This is a genomic window from Neorhizobium descurainiae (assembly GCF_051400715.1).
GTDB lineage: Bacteria > Pseudomonadota > Alphaproteobacteria > Rhizobiales > Rhizobiaceae > Neorhizobium.
The window spans coordinates 17,299-40,591 of record NZ_JBLFFK010000030.1; the positions used below are offsets into that span (position 1 = coordinate 17,299).

The window sequence follows — 23,293 nt, forward strand, 5'->3', positions numbered from 1 at the left end:
AGAAGAGCTGAGCCGACAGAGCTTGGTTTGCCAGACCACGGAGAGGTCGTGGGGCTGGTGAGCTCACGAATAAGTTCGGCCTCACGCTCAAGACATTTTTGTTGATGCTCCGGATCGTAGAATTTCTCGATGCAATAGATCGCTTCTCCGTCATCGCGAATGACTTTCTTTCAACGTTACATTTAAAAGGATTACTCTCTCCAAGAGGATCCATGTTTTTCTGATCATGCTTCAAGACGAGGTTAACTTGGTAAAGCGCTTACAAGATGAAGGTCCCATACCGCGACGGGCCGGCGCTGGCGGGCCCGTCGCGTGGGCTACATCTGTTCCGCCTGCGCGCCGCTATTAAGTTTCGCGGGCCGAGCACGAGCTTCTGCCCCATTCGGCCTTGTGTCCATCTACCGAGCGCGGACGGCTTCGCCGTCTCCGCGGTCTATCGCGCTCTCTTGACAGGATTACTCGCGATTGATGAGGTACGAACCACCGGCCCTGACTGAAGCCGTGTAAGCTTTTTGAAGCGAAATCGACTCCGATGCGGTTAAGGATCACGCTTCCTCGGTAAACGCCACGCTGCGACCGGGACGGATTTGGGGGAGCAGAATAACCAAACACATGACGGCTGCGATGGAGAGCATCGCGATCGAAAGAGGGCTATGGTAGAAGATCGCCAAGTCGCCATTCGAAAGGAGAAGCGCACGGCGGAAGTGTTCTTCCATCAGCGGTCCTAGGATGAAGCCGAGAAGGAGAGGAGCGGCCTCGGCGCGGAAACGCCAGAACAGGCAGCCCACGAGCGTGAAGCCGGCCGCGAAATATATCGGCAGCACACGGTTCTCGATGCTGAACAGGCCGACGCAGCAGATTGTCAGGATGATGGGATAGAGAATCCAGTAGTGGACCTGAATCAGCCGGACCCACAGCGGAATGAGCGGCAGGTTCAAGACGACGAGCATCGTATTGCCGATCCACATCGACGCGATCAGGCCCCAGAAGATTTCCGGATTGGAAACCATGACATAGGGACCGGGAGCGATGTTGTGCACCATCAGCGCGCCGATCATCAACGCCATTACGCCATTGCTCGGGATGCCGAGCGTCAGCATCGGGATGAAGGAGGTCTGGGCGCCGGCATTGTTGGCGGCTTCCGGACCGGCAAGGCCGGCAATGGCGCCATGGCCGAATTCCTCAGGTCTTTTCGCAAGGCGCTTCTCGACAGCATAGGATGCAAACGAGGAAATCATCGCGCCGCCTCCGGGAAGAAGGCCTAGGATCGATCCGATCGCGGTGCCCCGCATGACCGGGAGCATCGCTTGCCTGGCTTCCCTGCCATTCAGCCAGAGATTGCGCAGGGCGGGCGTGGTGACTTCGCGCGCCTGGTCGTTCCGAATGTTGGTGACGATGTCGGTGAATGCGAAGAGCCCCATTGCCACCGCGACGAACTCAATGCCCTCCGTCAGCGAGAAGGAGCCGAAGGTAAAGCGATACGTGCCGCTGTTCACGTCGGCGCCTACGAGGCCGAGGATCAGCCCCGTCAGGACCATGGCGACCCCCTTGATGAACGAACCATGTGCAAGAAGGGTTGCGGCCGTCAGCCCGAACACCATCATTGCAAAATATTCGACGGGACCGAAGAGGAAGGCCACCTCGGCCAAAACGGGGGAGAACGCGGCGATCATCATTGTCGCGATCGTTCCGGCGAAGAAGGACGCCAATGCAGCGATGGCCAGGGCGGCGCCGGCGCGGCCCTTGCGCGCCATCTGATGACCATCGAGGCAGGAGACGACAGAGGACGATTCTCCCGGCAGGTTGACAAGGATTGCAGTCGTGGAGCCACCATATTGAGCACCATAGTAGATGCCGGAAATCATGATCAGTCCAGTGACCGGTTCCAGGGAATAAGTGAGCGGCAGCAGCATGGCGATCGTCGCCAGCGGACCCAGCCCCGGCAGGATGCCGATGGCGGTGCCGACCATGACGCCTATGAAGCAGAAGGTCAGGTTATTCAGGGAAAGGGCGGCCTCGAAACCGAGGCCAAGATTGTTCAGAAAGTCCATGGGATCAGACCGCGATCATGGGCACAGCAATGCCGAGGAAATAGATGAAGACGATGTAGCAGAAGAGCAGCAGCCCGATGCTGAGCGCGATCGCGCGTTTCAACGTGAAATGATCGGAAGCCCGCAAGGCGATGAAGACCTGTGCCGGTACGGCTGCGACGAGACCCACTGACAGAACGAGGAAAGCGAAAGCGAGGAGCGCCAGGATCACCAGGATCGCCGGTTTCCAAAGCAGAGTCTTGGCAACCTCGCCGCTGAACATGCCCTTTACCAGGATCCCCAGGCCAAGGATTGTCAGCAGAACGCCCAGAATCAGGGGAAACATCCCCGGTCCCATCGCGGCGATAGTGCCTATCTCGTATTGCAGCGACAATGCCGCCGTCATCCCCCCCAACAGCGCGAAGAACAGACCCGCTTCAACGTCGGCCTTGTTGTTTAGCCTGAAAGACACCTTGAACCTCCCGACGCCCATGCGATGATTTTGGTTCGATCCGGCGCCGATGCTGAAGACATCGAACGCCCTGATCGAGTGTAGCCATATGGTGAAATCTCACTGGGGCTTCAGGCCGATACTTTCGATGATGGCCTTGCTGGTGGCCATCTCCTTGACGAGGTATTCCTTCGCTTCGGCGGAGCTGCTGGCAATACCCGTGATATTCTGGCCCGCCAACCGATCCTTGACTTCTTGTTCCGCGAAAATCTCCTTGAGCGTTGCGTTAAGTTTGTCGGTCACTGCAGGAGGTGTGCCGGTAGGTGCGATCAGCGCTAGCCAGTTCTGATATTCGAAGCCCGGAATGGTGTCGGCGATCGCCGGGATATTCTCGCTGCCCAGCGCCCCGATGCCCGTATGGGCAAAAGCCTTCATCTTTCCGCTTTCGACAAAGGGCCGCACGGTCTCATAGCCGGAAAACACCATGTCGACGAAGCCGCCGGCCACGTTGTTCAGGCTGTCGCCGGCGCCCTTGAACGGGATTTCGCGGATCTGAATGCCGGCGCTTTTGTTCAGGAGACCGAGCGCAAGCTGCGCGCCGGCGCCCCGGCCGGGCGTGCCGGCGGTCAGCTTGCCGGGATTGGCCTTGGCGTAATCGATAAGCTCCTGCATGTTCTTGAACGGCAGACCGCTGCGAATGCCGAGCACGAACGGATAGGCGGTCAGGATGGACACCGGAACGAACGATTCCGGCGTCCTGTAGGGCAGTTTGGCATAGAGAAAAGGATTGTTGGCGATGGCGCCTGTCACGACCAGCAGAGTGTGGCCGTCGGGGACAGATTCAGCAAGCAGGGCCGTTCCGATGACGGAATTGCTGCCTGCATGGTTCTCTTTCACCACCGGCTGGCCAAATTTTTTTCCCAGCTTGTCCGAGAACACGGCGGCGACCGCGTCCGTCCCGCCGCCGGGCGCATAGGGAATGATCAGCTTGATCGCCTTTGTCGGATAAGCATCCTGAGCGATGACCGCAGTCATCGATATGGCAGACGTGACTGCCACGGCGGCAGCCAGTGTCAAGATGCGAATAATCTGTCCCATTCCCTCTCCTCCTTGAATGGATTTCGCTATTTTTGTAGTTTGCCAGGTGATCGATCTCGCGGCCTCTTGCAAACGTCTGGTAGAAACGCGTTCCGGTCTTATCCTTTGAAGGTTGTCGTTGGTACTCCGCCCTTGAACCAGGTCTCGAACTTCCGTTTCTTGTAGCGCCAGACGCCGTCATCGCCCTTCACGCAGTGATCGGTTGCGAGTGCGATCTGGATCGGCGGTGCGGATTCCAGCACCGGCTCTCCATCATGCGCGTAGAGGATCAGATACCAGGTTGTCGTGGCTTCCTTGGAAGACCCGGAAACGATCCGGAAATTGGTCACGGTATGGGCCGCCACACGCGGTCCCCGGCTGATCCGGTATTCATAGAACTGCCGGATCTTCTCACGTCCGCGATAGGTCTGTTCGCTCGCTTCGAAAACGCCATCCTCGGTATAGAAATCAGCTGCCCGCCGTCCCCAGTTGGTATCGACATCATGCCAGAAATCGTGGAGCTGGCGCTCCAGCTCTCCGGCAAGGTTCATCCGGTCTTCAGCACTGAGCAATATCGGCTCCTTTGTGTAGGGTATGGGCTGGATCGACCTGTCGGAAGCATGTGACGCGACCCGTTCCCGTTGTTCTAGGACAGCGCTTTGGTCGCGTCCCGGAAGACGGAGTTTATTTCTTATCGCGAAAAGATTGACGGCGTCGGTTGGCACCATCCGGTTGATTGATATGTCAGCGCCGGCCCGTTACGATCTCTCGGGAAAACCGAGCCGGGGCCCCAACGGGGATGATTATCCGATGCCCCTGGCTGAGGTGGAAGATGATGGATACGACAACCTTGGGTCGGACCGGGCTGAAAGTCAGCGTGGTGGTTCTTGGCACCGGCGGAAATAGCCGGCTCGGCCTACGCCGCGGAGGAAGCGAGACGGAAGCGATCGACCTGGTCCGGGCGGCACTCGATCGAGGCATAAATTTTATCGACACGGCGCCGGTCTATGGGACGGAACAGGTTGTCGGTGCCGGCATCGAGGGGCGACGCGACAGCGTGATCGTGGCCACCAAAGCGCGCTGTACTGTCCAGGGTAGCTCCTACGAAAGCCGTGAATTCGTTGCGCCCGGCGACATGCGCCGGAGCGTGGAAGCCAGTCTCAAGGCGCTTCGTACCGATCATATCGACATATTGCAGCTGCACGGGGTGCGTCCGCATCAGTACGAATTTTGCCGCAACGAGCTGCTGCCCGAACTGCAGCAGCTGCGCGAGGAAGGTAAGCTGCGATTCCTCGGCGTGACCGAATCCTTCGGCGTCGACCGTGAACACAAAGTGGCGCAAAGCGCCGTCGCAGACGGCGTCTGGGACGTGCTGATGCTCGGCTGCAATTTCGTCAATTCCTCGATCGCTCGTTTCGTCCTGCCGCAAACGACGGAAAAGAACATCGCCATTATGGCCATGTATGCCGTGCGCGGCGCGCTGGCCCGAAAGGAGACACTGGACAGCCTGGTTGCGAAGCTTATCGGCCAAGGCGAAGTCCCGCCGGAGGCGCTCGATCCGAACGATCCGCTAGGATTTTTGTTGGAGGAGGGCGTGTCCGGATCGCTGACAGACGCTGCCTATCGGTTTTGCCGTCATCTACCGGGCATCAGCGTAGTCATGACTGGCACCGGGAGCCTCGCACATCTCGAAGAGAATATTGCGGCGATCAATCGCGAGCCATTGCCGGCACACGTTCTGGAAAAGCTGTCGGCTGCTTTCGGAAAAGTCACGTCCGCCACGGGCGATATCGAATAGCCGCTCTTTTGAGATCCCTCTGGCAGACCGGCCTGCCAAAGCGCGCCGATCGCCAATGGTTGCGCTCCTTGCCACGTCATGCGGTTACTTATGCGATATCTCAATTTACGTCATGTGATGCGTGGAGCCTTGCTAGGTATTGGAAATTGTTCGAGGATCGCGATAGATTTCGCGATGCGAAATTTGTGTGGCCGCCCATTGCCGCCGATCAAGTGTCAGGCCCATCCTGTGAGAGCGGTTCAACGCTGGGGAAAGGACGCAGGGGGAGCAGGCACTGCTGGGATGCATGGTCTGTGGGACGAACCGGAAGGACCGGGACTGTCTAGCGGGGACCGCGGCACCGCGGCACCGCGAAAAAAGACGTGGGGAGGTTATCATGGAACTGAGCACCCGGAGCGGCGATGCGGTCAACGAAGGCGCATTTGCCGAAGGCGAGCGTCTTGCGGTCTGGAAAGGCACGTCCCGCGTCGAGATGCCGAGTCGCCGGGCCAATTCTCGGCGCGGCATGACAGACGTTATCAAGCCCTCCTATCCTCCGGTGGCGTCGGTGCGCCGTGCGCTGGAAATCCTGCGGGTTCTCAATCGCTTGCGCATTGCGACCGTCGGCGACCTACACGCTGCCACGAAACTGCCCAAGCCGACCATCGTGCGGATGCTCGATACCCTGATCATCGACGGCTATGTCGTCCGCGACAATATGTGCGGTGGCTATCGCGTCACCCATCGCGTGGAAGAGCTTCATGCTGGTTATGAAGGCATTGCCGAAGTGATCGAAGCATCGCGGCCTTTCGCGATCGATCTGACCAACCGTATCAAATGGCCTGTCGGCATTGGCACGATGGACGGAGATGCGTTCGCCGTGCATTTCTGGACTGGCGCGATTAGCCCCTGGGTCCATACCAGTACATTGCTTCATAACCGGCCGAACTTGCTCACCTCGGCCATGGGAAGAGCCTATATGGCCTTTTGTGGCGAGGAGGAGCGGGCGTCGCTGTTCGCCATGATCCGCGCCAGGAGCGGCGGGAGCTTCGGGCCGGAGCAGGAGACACAGCACAACGTGCTTCTTGCCAACGTGCGCAAAAACGGTTTTGCCCTGAGGGCACCGCAAACGGAGCCCCGCCGCAATACCACCGTTGCAGTTCCCATCCGTCACGGAAACACGGTTCTCGCGTCAATCACAGTCAGCTTCTTCATCAGCGCGGTTCCTCGCAACAAGGTCGAAGAACGGATCATCGAGCCTTTGAAGGAAACGGTGAACAAGATCGAAGCCGTCATCATCTTCATGCGGCGCGGCGGAGCGCCTGCGCCGGCTGTGACCAGCAACATAAATGATAACTGGTTTCGATCTTGATCGAGTATAAGCCGCCGCGACAATTAAGCTCGGCGGGGCTAGATCAGATCCAAGCTCGTCGGCTGGCTGGCCATGCGAGAGCATGTTCTCGGCCGAGCGCGCCCGAGACGGGTGAATGCTCGAACGACTGGATGCTGCTCGGATTCGGTGTGTCCGGGCTGGAAGCCGACGGCGCCGATCGTTTTTCCGCAGGGGCGGAAGCAGCGACAGTGAGAGGATCCGGCCGGCCCCTGCAGGATAATGCGTGACGTCCGGACTACCGACCCCAGACGAGACGCTCCTCACAAGCAACGCTAGCGCCGTTCAGTGCCTAGCTGCTCCTAGATCGTCGGAATGCCCCGCCTCCAAGCGACGCCATTGAGAGATGGGGCGGCCGCCGCGTCGAAACGGATGGTGGGTTTCGCCCCAGTGCTGTGGCCAGTCAGCTGGCGAGTCTTCCCAATCCTCTTGCCGCCCATAGACGGTCAGGTCGAGCAGACGGTAGCTGTTATCCATCGCTTCGACGCCGCGACGGGTAGTCCAGTAGGTTTCGAACACGTCGGCCCCACGCCTCAAATAGCAAACGAGGTACATCAATCCGATGCGACGGCCGGCGAGCAGCGTATCGAGTGAGTCCTGGGCCGAGTACCAAGGAATCTTCCAACCCATGAAGTCGCGGTATCGGGCGCTCTCCTCATAAGACCCTTGGCTGAAGGTGGCATAAGTGACGTCGCGGGAGTGTATATGGGAGAGTTCGTGCACCTGTGTCGTGAAGAAGGTGCAACCCTCGCATTGCTCGGGTGCGGGCTGGCCTTGGAGCCACATGTAATAATAGGCGATGAGCATCTGGCGCCCCTCGAACGCGTCCAGCAACGTTGCTGGCCCGTTCTTGCCAATAAGGGGCGTGGTACCGTCGACCTTTACCATCGGAAGTCGCCGGCGGGCCGCCGCGATTGCGTCACCCTCTCTGGTGTACGCCTTTTCCCGAATGCGTAATGCGTCCAACTTGGCCTGAAACGTCGCTCGATCGACTACCTCAGGTGCTGCAGAGTTTACTTTGTCGTCAGACATGATCGTCTCCTGTTGTTTGATGGGTGGCGCTCGAGCTGGTGTGTCGAGAGTTGGCCTCTGCGCTCACTCGGCAGGGGCCAACGGCGAAGCAGACGTCTGCGAAACCACATGGGGGGTCCGTTGCGTGACAATCAGGATGGCTGCAAGCAGAGCACAGGTGGCGGTCACATAGAGCGGTGCGCTTGTTCCAAAGTTGTCGACAGCGATACCGCCGGCCATGGCGCCCAGAGTGATGCCGAACTGAATGACGGCCAGGAAGAGCCCACCCACGCCTTCGAGTTGATCGGGCGCGGCGCGACCCATCCACGTCTGGGTCATCACCGGTCCCGCGCCTATGGCGATGCCCCAGGCAGAGGCGAAGGCAAGCACAGCGACGTAGCTAGTGCTAAGGGTCAATAGGCCCATGGTGGCGATGCCAAGCACCAGGAACGTAGTAGCGAAGCCGTCGCGAAGCATGCGATCGGCGAACACGCCGGCGATCGCGCTCCCGAGCAGACTGGCAAGACCGAACACCAATAGAACGGGAGCGATTGAAGTCGCATCAAGCCCGCCTTCGGTTTCGAGATATGGCCGCATGAAAGTGAAGCCGCACACTTCTCCGCCAAAGAACAGAAGCCCAACGACCAACCCTACCCGCACGTGCCGCCGCTTCAGCAAGCCGAACAGGCTCGAAAGACTGGTTGCACTCGTCGCCGGCACGCTCGGCAAGCAGATGGTCTGTAATAGCAACGCGAGCAAACCGGCCCCGGCTGCGGCCATGAACGCCGCTCGCCAGCCGAATGCTTCCCCGATGAGGGTACTCGTCGCCGGCGCGACGACTAGGCCCGCGGAAAGGCCCATGAATACAACCGACATGCCCTTGCCCATGTCCTCCATGGTCACGAGCCGGACCATGGTCGCGCCAGCTAGGGCAAAGAAACCGCCGATAGCGATACCGAGCAGCGTACGGGCGGCAAGCAGCACAAGATAATCTGCCGCAAGCGCGACTGCGATGTTGGAGGCAACCACCAAGGCACAGAGCGTGAGGTTGATCAGCTTGCGATCCAGCCGGCCGATGATGAGTGCCACCGTGGGCGCTGCGATGCCGGCAAAGATTGCCGTAAGGGTTACCGCCTGACCGGCGGCGCCTTCCGTAACGCCTAGATCAGCAGCCATAGGCGTAAGTACCGCCATGGGCAGCAATTCACTGCTGATCAGAGCGAAGCTTCCGAAAGTGAGCGAACCGACCGACAGCCAGGTCGATACAGGCCAGGCGCTGCTTTTGGGGATCGGGTCAGACATCTTGTCCTCCTAGTTCGATTGTCGCCGTTCGTGGCAGTTGCACAAGGCTAACGCAGGCGCGACATCGAGCGAGAGTGACAAATGTGTCGGGATTTAACCGGCCCATGGGAGGGTCTGTCCCGATCGCACTTCACCCAGTTCAGGCAGAGTTTGCCTAGGCGGTTGTGCGTCCTCATCCCGGTCGTTGAATGTTCAGATCGTCAATCCCTGAAGCTGCCGTTCGCTACCCGTCGCTTCCGATCGCCTCAGAAGACCGGCTTTGGGACTTTGCTGCCCGACCGCTTTCGGCCCCGAGGTCTAGCAAGCTGTCATCGAGCGGCTGGCCCGATCCCGCTCGCGGCATTGATGGCTCAGATTTGACGTTCCGAAGAGCATGCTGGCTGCGCCGATAAGGATGCGATCATCTCGCAGCCGCTTTTCCCGACGCGCGTGGCTGACGGGACGCCCTTCAATACGAGGTTTGAAGTGCCGCGCGATCGCTTATTTGCGATCGGCGCGGCAATCTAGCTCTTTGCGTTACATAGGACCATCGATATGCCTCAAGGGTTGCGGCGCGATGTTCCTCCCGCCCTACAGTCCCGACTTCAATCCGATTGAAAAGGCCTTCTCTCGCCTCAAGGCCATGCTCAGGAAGATCGGCGAGCGCCGTCGATGGCCTCTCGAACCTGATTGGCGGGCTCGTCGACATCTTCCAGTCCAACGAATGCGCCAATTACTTCAGTTCGTGCGGCTATGATCCAGATTAATCAAAAACGCTCTAGTGTCTGCATCTTTCATTTCACGCATAGCTATCATTGTTATTGCCACGGTCTCGTGGTTGGGTGTGGGGATACAATCCACGGAGCTGGACGATCCCGCAAACGCGGTGGATACCATGCAACAGGCCGGCCAAAACGGTCGATCGCGCCGCCCGCTATTGATACTGCCGCAGTTTCTTTCGCCCTGATCCGCATGATCGGGCAGGAACCTGCACCACTACCCTGAGGCCGACGGCCGCTTGCGACCGCCGTTCTTATTCCCCGGAAGGGAACGAGCCAACCATTTGCCTTTGGCCCAGGTCTTCCACAATCCTCTCTTGCTGAGGGGCTCCAAGAACCCATCGGCGGATTCGGGATCGAGCAATTCGTTGTCCGCTATGAATTCGTCGAGGGGGCCGGGTTTGACGAGATCCAGGAGGGCAAGGCTCTTTCCGTCACCTCTGAGGGCCTCAATCGCGTCGACGAGCGAGCTCGTCTTGTCGAATGTGGTGGTAAATGCCTCGCAGCTCACCCCGAGGTGTTCGGCCAGGAGTCTGGTACGGACGCGTCCGATCGCGTCTGGTGTATGCCGGTTTGCATCAAGCGCCGCATCGATCGACACGTCGCATTCACTGTCGAGTCCGAGCGATCGATTGTTGAGGTTCGACGAGCCAACCCGTAGAAATCGGTCATCGACAATGGCGACCTTCGCATGGACGTAAATGTCTTTGCCGCCATCGGTCACGGGGACATAGATCCGGAAGCGGTTGCCGGAATCAACCTTGGCGATCTCGCGCGCCAGACGGACCCGAGCCGCGTCCATCGCCTTTTGTTCCAGCCACCCGCTGGCGACCCGCGGCATCACGAGAACAATGTCGGGCGGGCTCGCTTCTTTCATCCGGTTGGCGATGGCAGCCGCTATCTTGCCGGACGTCAGATATTGATTTTCCATGTAGATGAATCGCTTGGCGGCAGCGATCATATGGAGATAGAGCGCTTCGATCTCCCGTACTTCCTCGCAGTTCTCGTATGCCGATTTGGTTCGCGAAATGGCGAGTTCGACATTCTCGAACTCGACCGCGAGATCATTCGGCCAGATCTCGTGTTCAGGAATGGAGAGCGGCGTGAGGGGAGATTTTGTTGCGGTCTCCCACCTCTCTCGGCCAAGCTCACCAAGCGCCTTGGCCGCTTCACCGGCCACGATCATTGTCACGTCGTGCCACGGCTCATAAGGTTTGCCGCTGGGCAGCTTTCGCCGCGGGTCGTCATCGAGGTGTTCTGGTGTGTCCCATCGCGCAGTCGAAATATCGATGCCGCCGCACACGGCGAAACGGTCGTCAATTACAACAATCTTCTGATGATGGCTGCAGCCTGCTGGATGCGCGCCGTCGAAGCGGAAATCGATGGCGCGGGTGCGCTGCCATTTCCACAGCATCCAGACGGCCGCAGGTCGCAAGAACTGCTTCTTCGCTCCGAAGCTCCATTTGAGGATTTCGATGCGCCGCCTGGAGTTCTTTCTTGCGAGGTCCAGGATGAAATTCCCCAAGGTTTCCTTACGATGATCCTCCGGATTGAGTTCGATGCGGGTGTCAAAATCCCAGCCGAGGATCATGATGCGCGCAAGGGCCGCCTTCATCGCCTCGCGTATGCAGCGATAATAGGCGGCGGCATCGACGACGACGGCGGCCTTCTCTGCACGCTCGATCCGCCAACAATTCCTCCCCTCAACGACGATCGGCTCAAATGAGCCGTGCCGATCGATCTCGCCCAGGTCTGCTTGCCGTTTCATCTGGATCACCTGCCAACCTGGCATCATCTAGGGCAGGCCGAGCATCATTGTAGAGTGACCAGGGACATCGGGGTTAACCTTCCGAACCACCCAGATTTATGACCTAATGGTCAGACAACTCCCCGGAACTAGCAGCGACCGGAACGTCGTGCATTCCTGACAGTTATCCCAAAACCCTACATCCCCTCGATCGGCGGCATGACTTAGACGGGGATTGATAAAGGTTTTGTCGATGAAGGTCGCTCAGATCGCTCCGCTTGCAGAGAGTGTCCCGCCCAAGTTTTACGGGGGATCCGAACGGATCGTTTCCTATCTCACCGAAGAACTTGTCGGTCAGGGCCATGACGTGACCCTTTTTGCCAGTGGCGATTCCGTCACCAGGGCCAGGTTAGTTCCGTGTTCGGACATTGCTTTGAGGCTCAACCCTGCTGTCAAGGAGCACCTGCCGCATCAGTTGGTGATGCTGGAGGAGGTCGGTCGGCGGGCGCATGAATTCGACGTGCTGCACTTCCATATCGATCTCTTGCATTTTCCGCTCATCCGGGACTTCGCCGATCGGACCGTGACGACCCTGCACGGGCGCCTTGACTTGCCGGACCTGCATCGGGTCTATGAGACCTTTCCTGACATCCCGCTCGTGTCGATCTCAAATAATCAGCGCCGGCCGATGCCACCTGTGAACTGGAGAGGTACAGTCTATCACGGCCTGCCGATTGACATCCTCCCCTTCACCGAAAAACCGAAAGGCCACTACCTCGCGTTCCTCGGTCGCATCTCGCCCGAGAAAAGACCCGACCGTGCGATCGACATAGCGGCCCGCGCCGGCATGCCGCTGAAAATCGCCGCCAAGGTCGACGAGGTGGACACGGCATACTGGGAGAAGGTGATCGAGCCGATGGTGAAGAGCCATCCGAATGTGGAATTCGTCGGCGAGATCAATGAACCCCAGAAGGCGGACTTCCTCGGCAATGCCGGGGCACTGCTCTTTCCGATCGATTGGGCTGAACCCTTCGGACTGGTGATGATCGAAGCCATGGCATGTGGCACGCCCGTCATCGCCTTCCGCTGCGGTTCCGTACCGGAAGTGATCGACGAGGGCGTCTCGGGCATCCTGGTCGATAGCGTCCTCGAGGCGGCCGAGAATGTCGAACGCGTGCTGATCCTCGATCGCGGCAAGGTGAGAGCGGCTTTCGAACGACGCTTCACCGCCGATCGAATGGCGAGGGACTATATGGATATCTATCGACAACTGTCGGGGACCGGCAGCAAGGCCGCGCCGCTGCCCCGCGCCAACGATCAACCGTTCGACCGAAAGGTGGTCGCGTAACCGTCAAGGAGGATGCCATGTCGATCGCTTCGGCCGGCAGCAAGCCCAATCCTGAGCAGCAACGCCCAAGCGCGCCGATCGCCCAGTTCTTCATTCCGGCTGCCGCTTCGCTCCAAGAGCGGCGGCCGAGAACCTTAAAGCACGCGGACACATTCGCAGTTTTCGATCACAATGGCGACGTGCTTTCCGGGCCGGGCAGCCCGGAGGGCCTTTTCCATCGGGACACGCGTTACCTCTCGCATCTCTACCTGACGATCAACGGCAAGCGGCCAATGTTGCTGTCGTCGATATTGCGCGACGACAACGCCACGCTCACTTGCGATCTCACCAATCCCGATCTGTTCGACGACACCGAAAAGCTCGTCCTCGGCCACGACCTGATCCACTTGCGCAGATCCCGCTTCCTCTGGAACGCGCGCTGTCATGAACGGTTGAGCGTGAGAAATTATGACGATCGGCCGCAGCATGTCCGCATCGAGATCGCCTTTTGGGCCGATTTCGCCGATCTCTTCGAAGTCCGAGGAACCGCCAGAGCCAGGAGGGGGCGGTATCTCCCAGCCATCATAGAGCAGGATTCGATCTTGCTCTCCTATGTCGGCCTGGACAATCGCAAGCGATCGACGCGCCTTTCTTTCGACCCGCAGCCCGATGAGCTTGGCAGTGATCTCGTCTATTATGACCTTCACCTGGCGCCGCATGAAACCCGGCCGCTGTTCATCGAAATCGGCTGCGACGAAACCGAAGGACATCGACCGAACCACCGTTCCTTCTTCCTTGCACTGCGTGATGCCCGGCGGGCCCTGCGCGCCTCGTCGTCGAGGGCGGCTTCGATCGTCACCTCCAACGACATCTTCAACGAGATGGCACGGCGGAGCGTGTCCGATCTCTACATGCTGATCACCGATACACCGGAGGGACCTTATCCCTATGCCGGCATTCCATGGTTCAGCACGGTCTTCGGCCGGGACGCCATCATCACGGCCTTGCAGACGCTCTGGCTCGATCCGGAGATTGCCCGCGGGGTTCTCGGGCATCTGGCGGCGAACCAGGCAATGGAAATGGACCCCGCCTCGGACGCCGAGCCCGGAAAAATCCTGCACGAGGTACGCTCTGGAGAAATGGCCGAACTTGGCGAAGTCCCTTTCCGGCGTTACTACGGCAGCATCGATTCCACGCCTTTGTTCGTGATGCTCGCCGGCGAATATCTCAAACGGACGGGCGATCTTGCGATGATCCGGAGGCTCCTGCCGCATATCGAAGCGGCGCTGACATGGATCGACGAGCATGGGGACAGGGATGGCGACGGCTTCGTGGAATACGGCCGCCTGACGGAAGAAGGACTGATCAACCAAGCATGGAAAGACAGCTACGATTCCGTCTTCCATGCCGACGGAACGCTGGCCAAGGGTCCGATCGCCATTGCCGAGGTCCAGGCCTATGTCTATGGCGCCTGGCAGGCGGGGGAGGAGATTTTCCGCGTGCTTGGCCCGCCTGAGCGGGCCGCACGCCTTCTCGCAAGGGCGGAGGGCCTGCGTCGGGCATTCGACATCAGCTTCTTCGACGAGGAACTCGGCACTTATGTCCTGGCGCTCGACGGAGACAAACGTCCCTGCCGCGTGCGATCTTCGAATGCCGGCCACGCGCTCTTTACCGGCATAGCCTATCCCGAGCGGGCCAAGCTCGTCGTCCGTACGCTGATGAGCGCTTCGTCTTTCTGTGGCTGGGGCATTCGCACCATCGCCTCCACGGAGGCGCGGTACAATCCCATGAGCTACCACAACGGTTCAATCTGGCCGCATGACAATGCGATCATCGCCAGCGGATTTTCCCGTTACGGATATCGCCGGGAAGCGGCCCGGATTTTCGAAGGCCTGTTCGCCGCGGCGACCTATATCGACTTGCGCCGCCTGCCGGAGCTTTTCTGTGGCATGCCACGCCAGCGAGCCCACGGACCGACTTTCTACCCGGTCGCCTGCTCTCCGCAGGCCTGGGCGGCTGCTGCTCCTCTGTCGCTCCTCCAGTCCTGCCTGGGCTTGCACTTCGGGCCCGAAGCGCTGCAGATCAGCTTCAACGAGCCACAACTCCCGGCGTTTCTGGACGAGGTGACTTTGCGGCATCTCCTTATCGGCGATGGCTCGGCGGATGTCGCCATCCGCCGCTCGGGTCGTCATGTCGTCGTCGACGTTCTTGACCGGAAAGGCAAGGTGCACCTCTTGACGACGGTATAGGGTCAGCGCCGTCGTGTGTGGGCCATGACGCTGTGGATCGCGGCCATGCCGCCAGTTCGGTCCATACCCATGCGGACCTGAAACATTCTTGTAGCTGCGGCGTTCCTTTGGAAGGAGGAGTGCAAATGAGAGCTCAGGAGTTCATTGCGGCGCGCGAAGCAGTAGGCCTGACCCAGTTGGCATTCAGCCAAAAACTCGGCCTGCCACTGCAAACAATCCAGGCGATCGAAGATGGTGAGGCCGAAGCCCCGGGATTTTACGCCCTGGCAATTGACATGATACGTCTGCAGTCCGCATCTGACAGGATGAATGTCATTGGGTTATCGCCGCAACTGCAGTCGCTTGTCAGCAAGCTCGGCCGTCAACTTTATCCGTCCTAAGCCGATGTAGCTGTCTGGAGACCTAATGATTATTTCAGCAGCCTTGGACTGCTTGCCGCCTCTGTGGTGCATGCGCGCTGAAATTGAGAGGCGGTTGAGATTCGTCCAACAGCAGGCGGAGGTAGGCGTGCCATCTACCGCGCCATGAACACCGAATTGGAGACCCACCCTGCAAGCCAGGAGCCGCCATCCTACAAATTCTAATGGGCAAATGCTAATGAGGCGACTGTCTACGAACGCCTTGCCATTTACCCGTCTCGACCGGCTGTTTGGGTTGCCGGTCGAGCTCAGGAACATATACGCGCGCGGGAGCCATCTTGGATGGGTCGTTCAGCACAATCAGTGCGGCGACCATCCCAGCCATCATCATCAGGGTCAACAGGATTGGGAGGCTTCGGCTGCTGGCGGCTGGTTGGCGACGGTATGCCATGTTTTTCATCCAAATTGGGAGTGGGGTATCCCGCCCCAGCATCCCTAGTCGATTACCTGAATGACTTTTCGAGACGAAGGTTCAATGATAACCCGCTGCTTGTTGACGACCGCATAGGCATATTTAGGGTTGTCCGGGACCGTCTTGACGACGACGCTCGAGGGCAGGGGCTGACCGACGGCCAGCTTTTCCTTCACCACGACCTGCTCCTCGGGTTCAGGCAGATCGCGGACATAGGTCACAACGGTCGGCGGCGGAGGATCGATGGCGGTGCCAGCCACTGCGCCCACGACGCCACCGACCGCGGCGCCGACCGGTCCGCCGACGATCGCACCGGTGACCGCGCCGCCCGCCGCTCCGTTGACGGTCGAAGACTGGGCATAGGCTGATCCGGCGACCAGGGACAGGATGCCTGTCAGGATGAGATGCTTCTTCATCGTCATGTTCTCCTTCATTGCTGCGGCATCATGCCGTGCGCTCAGCAACGTCGTATGTTGACCCCGGTTCCCACGGTCAGGCTTCAGTCCTACGGGAGACGCGATGCCACACGGGCTTTGGTCGGAGGCTACTGGGACTGAAGTCCGAGGTCGGGAACTTGATTTTGCCAGGCGTGTTCGATGCGCATCTCGCGAGACGAGAAACATCAATAAGGACAAGAGGATAAGAAGATGAAGCAGCTCATGATTTCGGCTGTCTCCGCACTGATGCTCACGGCCGGCGCGATCGCGGCATCGGCTCAGACCGTGGTCATTGCTCCAGAGCAGGAGACCGTCATCAAGGAATATGTCACCAAGCACAAGGTGGAGTCGGTCGACGTGCCGGACCTCACTGTCAGCGTCGGGGCGACGCTTCCCGAAACCGTCGAGCTCCATACCGTCGACGTCCCCGACGTGAAATACCGCTATGCGGTCGTCAGCGGCAAGACGGTGCTCGTGGAACCCGACACCCGCAAGGTCGTCCATGTGATCAACTGATGTTCACCCGTATGAGGGTGAGCATCCCGACCGAATGAAATGAAGAACACAGCATGACTGGCGCGGCGGGGCGCCGCGCCGTCTTTCGTCAACATTGTTGGAAGAATGCAATGATCGCCGCGCGTCTGCTTGTAAAGTCCCCACCGCCTGGCACAGGGCTGCCGGAACGAGCGGGATCACACCCAACACAATGGCACGGGGAAGAGCTCCGATTGCATAGGGTACTAGGGTCATCGAGGAGGCCCTGCGAGCCTTGCGGGTATCCATTCGTAAACCAAGTCGGCCCTCAACCCTATTCTCCGGGTAGTGAAGCAGCCAAGGGTGAGGGAGGCGAGCGCCTATTTGCAACAATGTTGAAATAGAAAAGCAAGAGGCCAACGCGCTACAGAGTGACGAAACCGGCCGCTGGCCCGGGGTTACGATCAGGGGTTTCCATGTTCGTAAAGCTGGTCCATGCTCAATGAGGCCACTTCTGCAAAGGACTTCTGATCGCGGACGCGGCCGCCACCGAGGATGACCACCTCGTCGCAGAAGGAAATGGTGCTGTGATGATGGCCGATGACGATTGTCGTGCGGCCTCCGGCCCTGATTTCAAGGTCCCCACGATCGAGGCCTCCGACAACCCGTCCATGGCATTCGTGGCCTCGTCGAGGATCAGGATTTCCGGATCGCGCACCAGAGCTCTTGCCAGTGCGATGCGTTGTCGTTGGCCGGCTGAGCAGCCAAGGAGCCTTGAATGCATGTATACAAAGCGTGATCCCATTTGGGGAACGCCTATCCGCCGTGCCAATCTCGGCGTTGTGGCATTAGCGCCTGGGAAATTCGCTTCAGTCTCCAGACCCGAGCATTAATTCGACGGCATCGATGAAAAATGGGCCTCAGGTTCGATTCCCTTCAAGAGCGTTGACATGAACTCATCTCTCAGCCTTTCGTGCCGCCCTCGCTCAATCCGACCACCAGCCTTTTCTGGACCAGAAGGTAGAGCACGACCACCGGAATGGTGATCAGCACGGCGGCTGATAGGAGCATGCCCCAGGAATAGATATTGTCCGCGCCGATCCAGGTCGCCAGGCCGACGGACAGCACCTTGTTGGTCTCCGACGAGGTAAAGACGATCGCGAAGAGGAACTCGTTCCAAGCGTGGTTGAAGCTGAAAATGCCTACCGACACGAGGCCGGGTGCTGCGAGCGGCAGCGTCACGCGCCAAAGCGCGCCGATCCGCGAGCAGCCGTCGATCATTGCGCTTTCTTCCAGGCTCACCGGAATGGCGTTGAAATAGGAGCGCATGAACCAAAGCGTCAGCGGCAGCGTGAAAGCGGTGTTGGCGATGATCAGCGAGATCAGCGTATCGGCCATGTTGAACTGGACGACGAAGACATAGAGCGGGATGACCAGCAGCACTTCCGGCAGCATGTAGCAGACCAGAACCGCCTTGGAGAACGACTTGAGGCCGATGAAATCGAAGCGGCTGAGGCTATAGGCGCCGAAAGCGCCAATGAAGAGCGAAGCGGCAGTCGCGCCGCAGGCAACGATCAGGCTGTTGGCGAAATAGGTCAGAAAGTTGGTCTGTATGAACAGATCGCGATAGTTCTGCAGGGTCCATTGCTGCGGCAGGAAGGTCGGTGGAAAGATATAGAGCTCGCCGCCGCCCTTGAAGGAGCAGACGAGCATCCAGAAGAGCGGGAAGCCGATCACCGTCACGCCGGTGATGACCAGCATGTAGAATGCGAAGCGGCGACTGACATCCTGGAGGTCCTGAAGGTCCCAACTGCGCGAGCGGGCAAAGGCGGGCAGGGCCTGAACTGTGCTCATTGACGTGACTCCGCCCATTTCAGGCCTCTCGTATAGAGAAGCATCAGGATGAACATGATGCCCATGGTAAGAAGGGCGATCGCCGCGGCGCGTCCGAGTTCGAAATCCACGAAGCCCTTGAGATAGACGAGCACCGGCAGCGTGGTAGTGGCATTGACCGGACCGCCGCCCGTCAGCAGGTAGATGATCTCGAACTTGTGGAAGGTCCAGATGGTGCGGAGCAGCGCCGTCAGCAGGAAGACCGGCAGGATATGCGGGAGCGTGATGCGCCAGAACTGCTGCCAGTCGTTCGCACCATCGATCTGGGCCGCCTCATACTGCTCCTGCGGGATTGATTGCAGGATGCCGAGGATCGCGAGCACGACGAAGGGGAAGAATTTCCACACTGCAACGATGATGACCGTCAGCATGGCGGTGCCCTGGCTGTTCAGCCACAGCATCGGCGCATCAATTGCGCCGATTTCCATCAGGATGTAGTTCATCACTCCGATGATGTCGTGGAACATATAGCGCCAGACGAGCACTGCGACCACTGTCGGTACCAGATAGGGAGCGAGGATGATGGCGCGGGCGATCCCGCGAAAAACAAAAGTCTTGTTGAGCAGCAGTGCGAAGCCAAGGCCTAGGATCATTTCCAGCGCGACGCTGCCGAACACCCAGACAAAGGTGTTGCCCAGCGCACGGGCGAGATCACGGCTCTTGAAGGCCCAGATGAAATTGTTGAAGCCGACGAAGGGACCGCTCGTCTTGCCGAAGCCGACCGATTGCATGCTGACCGCGATGACCGTGATGGTCGGAACCGCGACGAGCAGGATGAGGAGGAGGGCGCTCGGAGCGAGCGCGCCGTAGGCGACCGCGCGGTCGCCGGGAAGCGTGGTGCGGTTCTCAGACATGCGCAACCCTCTGCACCGGTGCGGCCGCATCGAGATCGGTAGCAAGCCCGGTCCGGCTGTCGAAAAAGCGGAGACTCTCATTGAGCACGGCGAACGGCATGACCGTATCCTGCCGGATGGCGGCATCGACGCTGATCGGCAGGCGGGCGATGGCATTGCCGCTTGCGAAAGGCGCCTGGGTGACACCGTAGAGCAACCGCTCACCGCCGAGATATTCGATGCGGTCGACGCGGAACGGGATGCGGATGACACCGCCGCGGCTGCCGAAGAAGCTTTCGGGCAGGAAGGTTTCCGGCCGGAAGCCGATCTTGCGGTTGCCGTCGTCGATGAGGTTCATCGGCGGCGAGCCGATGAAGGTCGCGACGAACGTATCGGCTGAACGCTGGTAGATGTCCTCCGGCGTGCCGATCTGGTGGATACGCCCGCCCTCCATGACGACGATTCGGTCGCCGAGCCCCATCGCCTCGACTTGGTCGTGGGTAACGTAGATCGAAGTCAGCCCAACGCGCTTCTGGAAGATCTTCAATTCGTCTCGGGCCGTATGGCGCAGCTTCGCATCGAGGTTGGAAAGCGGTTCGTCGAGCAGGAAGAGATCCGGATCGCGCACCAGCGACCGAGCGAGCGCCGTGCGCTGCCTCTCCCCGCCGGACGCATGGCGCGGCTTGCGTTGCAGCAGCCGTTCGATATCGACCAGCGACGCGGCCCAGCGCACCTTCTTGTCGATCTCGGACGATGCGACGCCGTGGACGCGTAACGGGAAGGCGATGTTCTCGTAGATCGTCAGGTGCGGGTAGAGCGCATAGTTCTGGAAGACCATCGCGATGTTGCGGTCCTTTGGCTTTAACCGTGTCGCCAAGCGGTCGCCGATTTGGATGTCGCCGGAGGTCGGCATCTCCAAGCCAGCAAGCATGCGCAGAAGGGTCGACTTGCCACAGCCCGACGGGCCGAGAAGCACGACGAATTCTCCCTCCGCGACTTCCAAGTTAATGTCGGCTACGGCGTTGTAGGCGCCGAACGCCTTGCACAGTCCACGAATACTGACTTTGGCCATCCCGTTCGCCGCGTGCGCGGCGCCTCGCTTCTAGTGGTCATCCGGACATGCGATCTCACGCCTGCAAATGCAGGCTTCGACATGCCGTTCGTACCGTCTTCCTCCCGTGTCGGACGGCCGAAGACGGAACTGCGGCGCCCGGAGCAGACGTGCTCATGGTCATGCTCACATGCAGAAGCCGATACGGCAAGTGCGTTTCCGGGCTGCCCGCATAACCTCAGGTTATTGGTCTGTCCGCCTGGCGGAGCACGCCTATGGCGCCCTGCCTGATAACTACCGGTTATGCGGCTGCCCGGATTTGGAATTGGACACTTTCGAGAAACGGATGGGATAGTTTGCCAACGCGTTGCAGGGAGCGGCCGTTTCGAAGCAAGAAGCCTATGAGGAAAGAAGCCGCCCCTCAGCGATGATGGGAACGATGCGTCTTGGGCTTTCGAAAGTTTCGAATAGCAAGGGAGGATTGAGATGAGGCATTTCGCATTGTCCATGGCGGCTGCATTGGTAAGTCTGCCGCTGATGGCCGAGCCGTCGTGCGCGATGGATCCGGTCGGCACCTACAAGCAGGTGGAAGGCGGCAACCATCTGAAGCTGGCCGTCTATTCCTGGGGGAAGCAGGACGGCCCGCCGATCCTGTTCATCCACGGCACGACCCAAAGCCATCTCATCTGGAACAGACAGTATGCGAGTGATCTCGCCAAGGACTTCAGGATTGTCGCGCTTGATCTGCGTGGCCACGGCGAGTCCGAGAAGCCGCTCGACGAGGCCGCTTATAACACAGCGGAATACAATGCCGACGACATCAACGCCGTGATCAAGAGCCTCAACCTCAAGAAGCCTTTCGTGGTGTCGTGGTCTGGCGGCGGTTTCGTGATCTGCGATTATCTGCGCAAATACGGCGACGGCGATCTGTCCGGCCTCGGCTTCATCGCCAGCTCGACCAAGCGCGGCGTTCCTTCCGCGGCGAACTTCAAGGGCGCCGGATCGAGTACCGGTTCCGCAGCCGGCAACCTCCGTTCGGAGCGCTCGGAGGAAAATATCACCGGCACGTTGAACTTCGTGAAGTCCATGGCCGCCAAGCCGCTGCCGCGGGATGAATATGCCCGCATCGTCGCCTTCAACATGCAGGTGCCGCCGAATGTCCGCTCAATCCTTTCCGTCCGAAACGTCGACAATGGCGACGTGCTGGAAAAGGTGAAGGTTCCGACTGCGCTGTTCTATGGCGCCAAGGATGTCGTGGTGAACCCCAAGGCGACTAGCCAGTACATCCTCTCGACCATCAGGGGCTCCAAGCTCTTCTGGTACGAGGACGCCGGCCATCTCCTCTTCGTCGATGACGCGGACCGGTTCAATGCCGATCTTAAGGCCTTCGTTCAGCAGGCCAACAGGGCGCTCTGAGCGCAGGTTTGGTCGTTTGTCCCGCCCCTCCGGAACCTCGGCGCCGGTCGCGTGAAACGAGGCCGGCCGGCGCCAATTCATAACGAAAATGCAGGTTTGACATGGTTCACATTACCAAGGTGGAAGCGCGCACCGTCCGCATTCCGCTTCGATCGGCGGTCTCCTTCTCGACCCGCAAGGTCGATGCCCGGCACTATACGCTGGTGCGCATCTCCTGTTCGGACGATAGCTACGGCCTCGGCTTCTGCCATGGCGGCACGAAATACGGCAGGCTCGCAACCGATGCGGTGCGCCACATGCTCGCGCCTGGCCTGATCGGCGAAGATCCGCATCGCACCGAAGGTCTCTGGCAGGAACTCCACCAGGAAACGCTGCTCAACGGCCGGACCGGCGCCGTCATGCGGGCGCTGAGCGCCGTCGATACGGCTCTTTGGGATCGTAACGCCCGGGCCGTCGGCCTGCCGCTCTGGCGCTTTCTCGGCGCCTATCGCAAGGAGACGGTGCCCGCCTATGCAAGCGGCGGGTATTACGGCAAGGGCGACGGCTCACACTCGCCGCCCGATCTCGTCGCCGCCGAGGTGGAAGGGTATGTGAAAGCCGGTTTCAAGGCGGTGAAGATCAAGATCGGCGGGCTCGCGCCTTCAGTGGAGGAAGCGCGCGTGGCGGCGGCTCGGCAGGTCCTGGGCCCGGATGGCATCTTGCTCCTCGATGCCAACAATGCCTGGAAGGACCTGCCGTCCGCGCTGCGTTACATTGCGCCGCTTCTCGAGCACCGACCGTTCCTGATCGAGGAACCTTTCGGGCCGGACGATCTCGACAATCACGCGCGGCTGGCAGCGGCGCTGCCGATCTCGATCGCCACCGGCGAGATCATCGGCGGCCGCTGGGGCCATCGCGAGCTGATCGAGCGCGGTCGGATCGCCGTACTGCAGCCGGATGCGATGGTCTGCGGCGGGATTACCGAATTCCGCCGGGTGACGGCGACCGCTGCGAGTTTCGGCGTCGCGGTCGCGCCACATTCCGTTCATCACCTGCATGCGCATCTCGTCGCATCGACCCCGAACGCGCTGTTCGCCGAATATTTTGCCGACGACAGCATCGTGCCCTTCCGCCAGCTCGCCGACCGGCAGTTCGAGCTGCGGAACGGCGAACTCGTGCTACCGACCGAACCCGGCCTCGGCTTCGACTTCGAGACCGATGTGGTCGAGCGCTATGCGGTCGACGCCTGGTCCTGATCCC

Annotated in this window: 19 protein-coding genes and 2 pseudogenes; 9 read left to right on the plus strand and 12 right to left on the minus strand. The window is 59.9% G+C overall.

Going from position 1 to position 23,293, the window contains the following annotated elements; translation table 11 throughout:
• Window positions 1-545 precede the first annotated feature (545 nt).
• From ACMGE0_RS30420 to ACMGE0_RS30435, 4 genes are all read right to left on the minus strand, one after another.
• A complete protein-coding gene (locus tag ACMGE0_RS30420; RefSeq protein ID WP_436819620.1) occupies window positions 546-2,051 on the minus strand; it encodes a tripartite tricarboxylate transporter permease in 1,506 nt (501 codons plus the stop codon).
• Window positions 2,052-2,055: 4 nt separating this feature from the next.
• Window positions 2,056-2,502, minus strand: coding sequence for a tripartite tricarboxylate transporter TctB family protein (locus ACMGE0_RS30425; RefSeq protein WP_436819621.1), 447 nt, complete (start codon window positions 2,500-2,502; stop codon window positions 2,056-2,058).
• A gap of 99 nt (window positions 2,503-2,601) precedes the next feature.
• Window positions 2,602-3,651, minus strand: coding sequence for a Bug family tripartite tricarboxylate transporter substrate binding protein (locus tag ACMGE0_RS30430; RefSeq protein ID WP_436819622.1), 1,050 nt, complete (start codon window positions 3,649-3,651; stop codon window positions 2,602-2,604).
• A gap of 26 nt (window positions 3,652-3,677) precedes the next feature.
• Window positions 3,678-4,130, minus strand: a complete 453-nt coding sequence (locus ACMGE0_RS30435; protein ID WP_436819623.1) for a nuclear transport factor 2 family protein — start codon at window positions 4,128-4,130, stop codon at window positions 3,678-3,680.
• 263 nt (window positions 4,131-4,393) lie between these two features.
• Between ACMGE0_RS30435 and ACMGE0_RS30440 the strand changes: the two genes are divergently transcribed.
• Together ACMGE0_RS30440 and ACMGE0_RS30445 are read left to right on the plus strand one after the other, a co-directional pair.
• The gene (locus ACMGE0_RS30440; protein ID WP_436819624.1) at window positions 4,394-5,356 is read left to right on the plus strand and encodes an aldo/keto reductase; all 963 of its coding nucleotides are present in this window, start codon (window positions 4,394-4,396) and stop codon (window positions 5,354-5,356) included.
• A 376-nt stretch (window positions 5,357-5,732) separates the two neighbouring features.
• Window positions 5,733-6,707, plus strand: a complete 975-nt coding sequence (locus ACMGE0_RS30445) for a helix-turn-helix domain-containing protein (protein ID WP_436819625.1) — start codon at window positions 5,733-5,735, stop codon at window positions 6,705-6,707.
• A 303-nt stretch (window positions 6,708-7,010) separates the two neighbouring features.
• Here ACMGE0_RS30445 and ACMGE0_RS30450 read toward each other — a convergent pair whose 3' ends face one another.
• A complete protein-coding gene (locus ACMGE0_RS30450) occupies window positions 7,011-7,757 on the minus strand; it encodes a DUF899 family protein (RefSeq protein ID WP_436819626.1) in 747 nt (248 codons plus the stop codon).
• Window positions 7,758-7,820: 63 nt separating this feature from the next.
• Window positions 7,821-9,038 carry an MFS transporter gene (locus ACMGE0_RS30455; RefSeq protein ID WP_436819627.1) on the minus strand — a complete coding sequence of 406 codons (1,218 nt, stop codon included), beginning with the start codon at window positions 9,036-9,038 and terminating at the stop codon, window positions 7,821-7,823.
• A gap of 544 nt (window positions 9,039-9,582) precedes the next feature.
• Here ACMGE0_RS30455 and ACMGE0_RS30460 point away from each other — a divergent pair.
• Window positions 9,583-9,784 (plus strand): annotated as a pseudogene (locus tag ACMGE0_RS30460) (transposase); the annotation flags it as partial.
• A 229-nt stretch (window positions 9,785-10,013) separates the two neighbouring features.
• On the opposite strand, the gene ACMGE0_RS30465 reads toward ACMGE0_RS30460, so the two are convergent.
• Window positions 10,014-11,564, minus strand: a complete 1,551-nt coding sequence (locus tag ACMGE0_RS30465) for a phospholipase D-like domain-containing protein (protein ID WP_436819628.1) — start codon at window positions 11,562-11,564, stop codon at window positions 10,014-10,016.
• Between the two features lie 232 nt (window positions 11,565-11,796).
• On the opposite strand from ACMGE0_RS30465, the gene ACMGE0_RS30470 reads away from it, so the two are divergent.
• From ACMGE0_RS30470 to ACMGE0_RS30480, 3 genes are all read left to right on the plus strand, one after another.
• The gene (locus ACMGE0_RS30470) at window positions 11,797-12,891 is read left to right on the plus strand and encodes a glycosyltransferase family 4 protein (protein WP_436819629.1); all 1,095 of its coding nucleotides are present in this window, start codon (window positions 11,797-11,799) and stop codon (window positions 12,889-12,891) included.
• A 17-nt stretch (window positions 12,892-12,908) separates the two neighbouring features.
• Window positions 12,909-15,119, plus strand: a complete 2,211-nt coding sequence (locus tag ACMGE0_RS30475; protein ID WP_436819630.1) for an amylo-alpha-1,6-glucosidase — start codon at window positions 12,909-12,911, stop codon at window positions 15,117-15,119.
• Between the two features lie 125 nt (window positions 15,120-15,244).
• A complete protein-coding gene (locus tag ACMGE0_RS30480) occupies window positions 15,245-15,499 on the plus strand; it encodes a helix-turn-helix domain-containing protein (RefSeq protein WP_436819631.1) in 255 nt (84 codons plus the stop codon).
• A 474-nt stretch (window positions 15,500-15,973) separates the two neighbouring features.
• Here the strand turns inward: ACMGE0_RS30480 and ACMGE0_RS30485 are convergent, their stop codons facing one another.
• Window positions 15,974-16,366: a DUF1236 domain-containing protein gene (locus tag ACMGE0_RS30485; RefSeq protein ID WP_436819632.1), complete on the minus strand. Its 393-nt coding sequence runs from the start codon at window positions 16,364-16,366 to the stop codon at window positions 15,974-15,976.
• Between the two features lie 231 nt (window positions 16,367-16,597).
• On the opposite strand from ACMGE0_RS30485, the gene ACMGE0_RS30490 reads away from it, so the two are divergent.
• Window positions 16,598-16,903 (plus strand): DUF1236 domain-containing protein, encoded by a 306-nt coding sequence (locus tag ACMGE0_RS30490; protein ID WP_436819633.1) that lies wholly within the window; start codon window positions 16,598-16,600, stop codon window positions 16,901-16,903.
• A 422-nt stretch (window positions 16,904-17,325) separates the two neighbouring features.
• Here ACMGE0_RS30490 and ACMGE0_RS30495 read toward each other — a convergent pair.
• The 4 genes and pseudogenes from ACMGE0_RS30495 to ACMGE0_RS30510 form a co-directional block, all read right to left on the minus strand.
• Window positions 17,326-17,621, minus strand: a pseudogene (locus tag ACMGE0_RS30495) (ATP-binding cassette domain-containing protein); the annotation flags it as partial.
• Window positions 17,622-17,824: 203 nt separating this feature from the next.
• Window positions 17,825-18,715, minus strand: a complete 891-nt coding sequence (locus ACMGE0_RS30500) for a carbohydrate ABC transporter permease (RefSeq protein ID WP_436819634.1) — start codon at window positions 18,713-18,715, stop codon at window positions 17,825-17,827.
• Window positions 18,712-19,608, minus strand: coding sequence for a carbohydrate ABC transporter permease (locus tag ACMGE0_RS30505; protein WP_436819635.1), 897 nt, complete (start codon window positions 19,606-19,608; stop codon window positions 18,712-18,714). Before ACMGE0_RS30505 ends, ACMGE0_RS30500 begins: the two co-directional genes overlap by 4 nt.
• Window positions 19,601-20,659, minus strand: a complete 1,059-nt coding sequence (locus ACMGE0_RS30510) for an ABC transporter ATP-binding protein (RefSeq protein WP_436819636.1) — start codon at window positions 20,657-20,659, stop codon at window positions 19,601-19,603. Before ACMGE0_RS30510 ends, ACMGE0_RS30505 begins: the two co-directional genes overlap by 8 nt.
• Before the next feature lie 465 nt (window positions 20,660-21,124).
• Here ACMGE0_RS30510 and ACMGE0_RS30515 point away from each other — a divergent pair, with 465 nt between their 5' ends.
• A complete protein-coding gene (locus ACMGE0_RS30515; protein ID WP_436819637.1) occupies window positions 21,125-22,054 on the plus strand; it encodes an alpha/beta fold hydrolase in 930 nt (309 codons plus the stop codon).
• A gap of 101 nt (window positions 22,055-22,155) precedes the next feature.
• A complete protein-coding gene (locus tag ACMGE0_RS30520) occupies window positions 22,156-23,289 on the plus strand; it encodes a mandelate racemase/muconate lactonizing enzyme family protein (RefSeq protein WP_436819638.1) in 1,134 nt (377 codons plus the stop codon).
• Window positions 23,290-23,293: the final 4 nt, after the last annotated feature.

Coding starts and splice junctions, on each gene's coding strand:
- ACMGE0_RS30475 (WP_436819630.1), top strand. CDS start 12,909: ATGTCGATCGCTTCGGCCGGCAGCAAGCCCAATCCTGAGCAGCAACGC.
- ACMGE0_RS30515 (WP_436819637.1), top strand. CDS start 21,125: ATGAGGCATTTCGCATTGTCCATGGCGGCTGCATTGGTAAGTCTGCCG.
- ACMGE0_RS30485 (WP_436819632.1), bottom strand. CDS start 16,366: ATGAAGAAGCATCTCATCCTGACAGGCATCCTGTCCCTGGTCGCCGGA.
- ACMGE0_RS30440 (WP_436819624.1), top strand. CDS start 4,394: ATGGATACGACAACCTTGGGTCGGACCGGGCTGAAAGTCAGCGTGGTG.
- ACMGE0_RS30520 (WP_436819638.1), top strand. CDS start 22,156: ATGGTTCACATTACCAAGGTGGAAGCGCGCACCGTCCGCATTCCGCTT.
- ACMGE0_RS30445 (WP_436819625.1), top strand. CDS start 5,733: ATGGAACTGAGCACCCGGAGCGGCGATGCGGTCAACGAAGGCGCATTT.
- ACMGE0_RS30470 (WP_436819629.1), top strand. CDS start 11,797: ATGAAGGTCGCTCAGATCGCTCCGCTTGCAGAGAGTGTCCCGCCCAAG.
- ACMGE0_RS30455 (WP_436819627.1), bottom strand. CDS start 9,038: ATGTCTGACCCGATCCCCAAAAGCAGCGCCTGGCCTGTATCGACCTGG.
- ACMGE0_RS30510 (WP_436819636.1), bottom strand. CDS start 20,659: ATGGCCAAAGTCAGTATTCGTGGACTGTGCAAGGCGTTCGGCGCCTAC.
- ACMGE0_RS30450 (WP_436819626.1), bottom strand. CDS start 7,757: ATGTCTGACGACAAAGTAAACTCTGCAGCACCTGAGGTAGTCGATCGA.
- ACMGE0_RS30420 (WP_436819620.1), bottom strand. CDS start 2,051: ATGGACTTTCTGAACAATCTTGGCCTCGGTTTCGAGGCCGCCCTTTCC.
- ACMGE0_RS30490 (WP_436819633.1), top strand. CDS start 16,598: ATGAAGCAGCTCATGATTTCGGCTGTCTCCGCACTGATGCTCACGGCC.
- ACMGE0_RS30465 (WP_436819628.1), bottom strand. CDS start 11,564: ATGAAACGGCAAGCAGACCTGGGCGAGATCGATCGGCACGGCTCATTT.
- ACMGE0_RS30480 (WP_436819631.1), top strand. CDS start 15,245: ATGAGAGCTCAGGAGTTCATTGCGGCGCGCGAAGCAGTAGGCCTGACC.
- ACMGE0_RS30500 (WP_436819634.1), bottom strand. CDS start 18,715: ATGAGCACAGTTCAGGCCCTGCCCGCCTTTGCCCGCTCGCGCAGTTGG.
- ACMGE0_RS30505 (WP_436819635.1), bottom strand. CDS start 19,608: ATGTCTGAGAACCGCACCACGCTTCCCGGCGACCGCGCGGTCGCCTAC.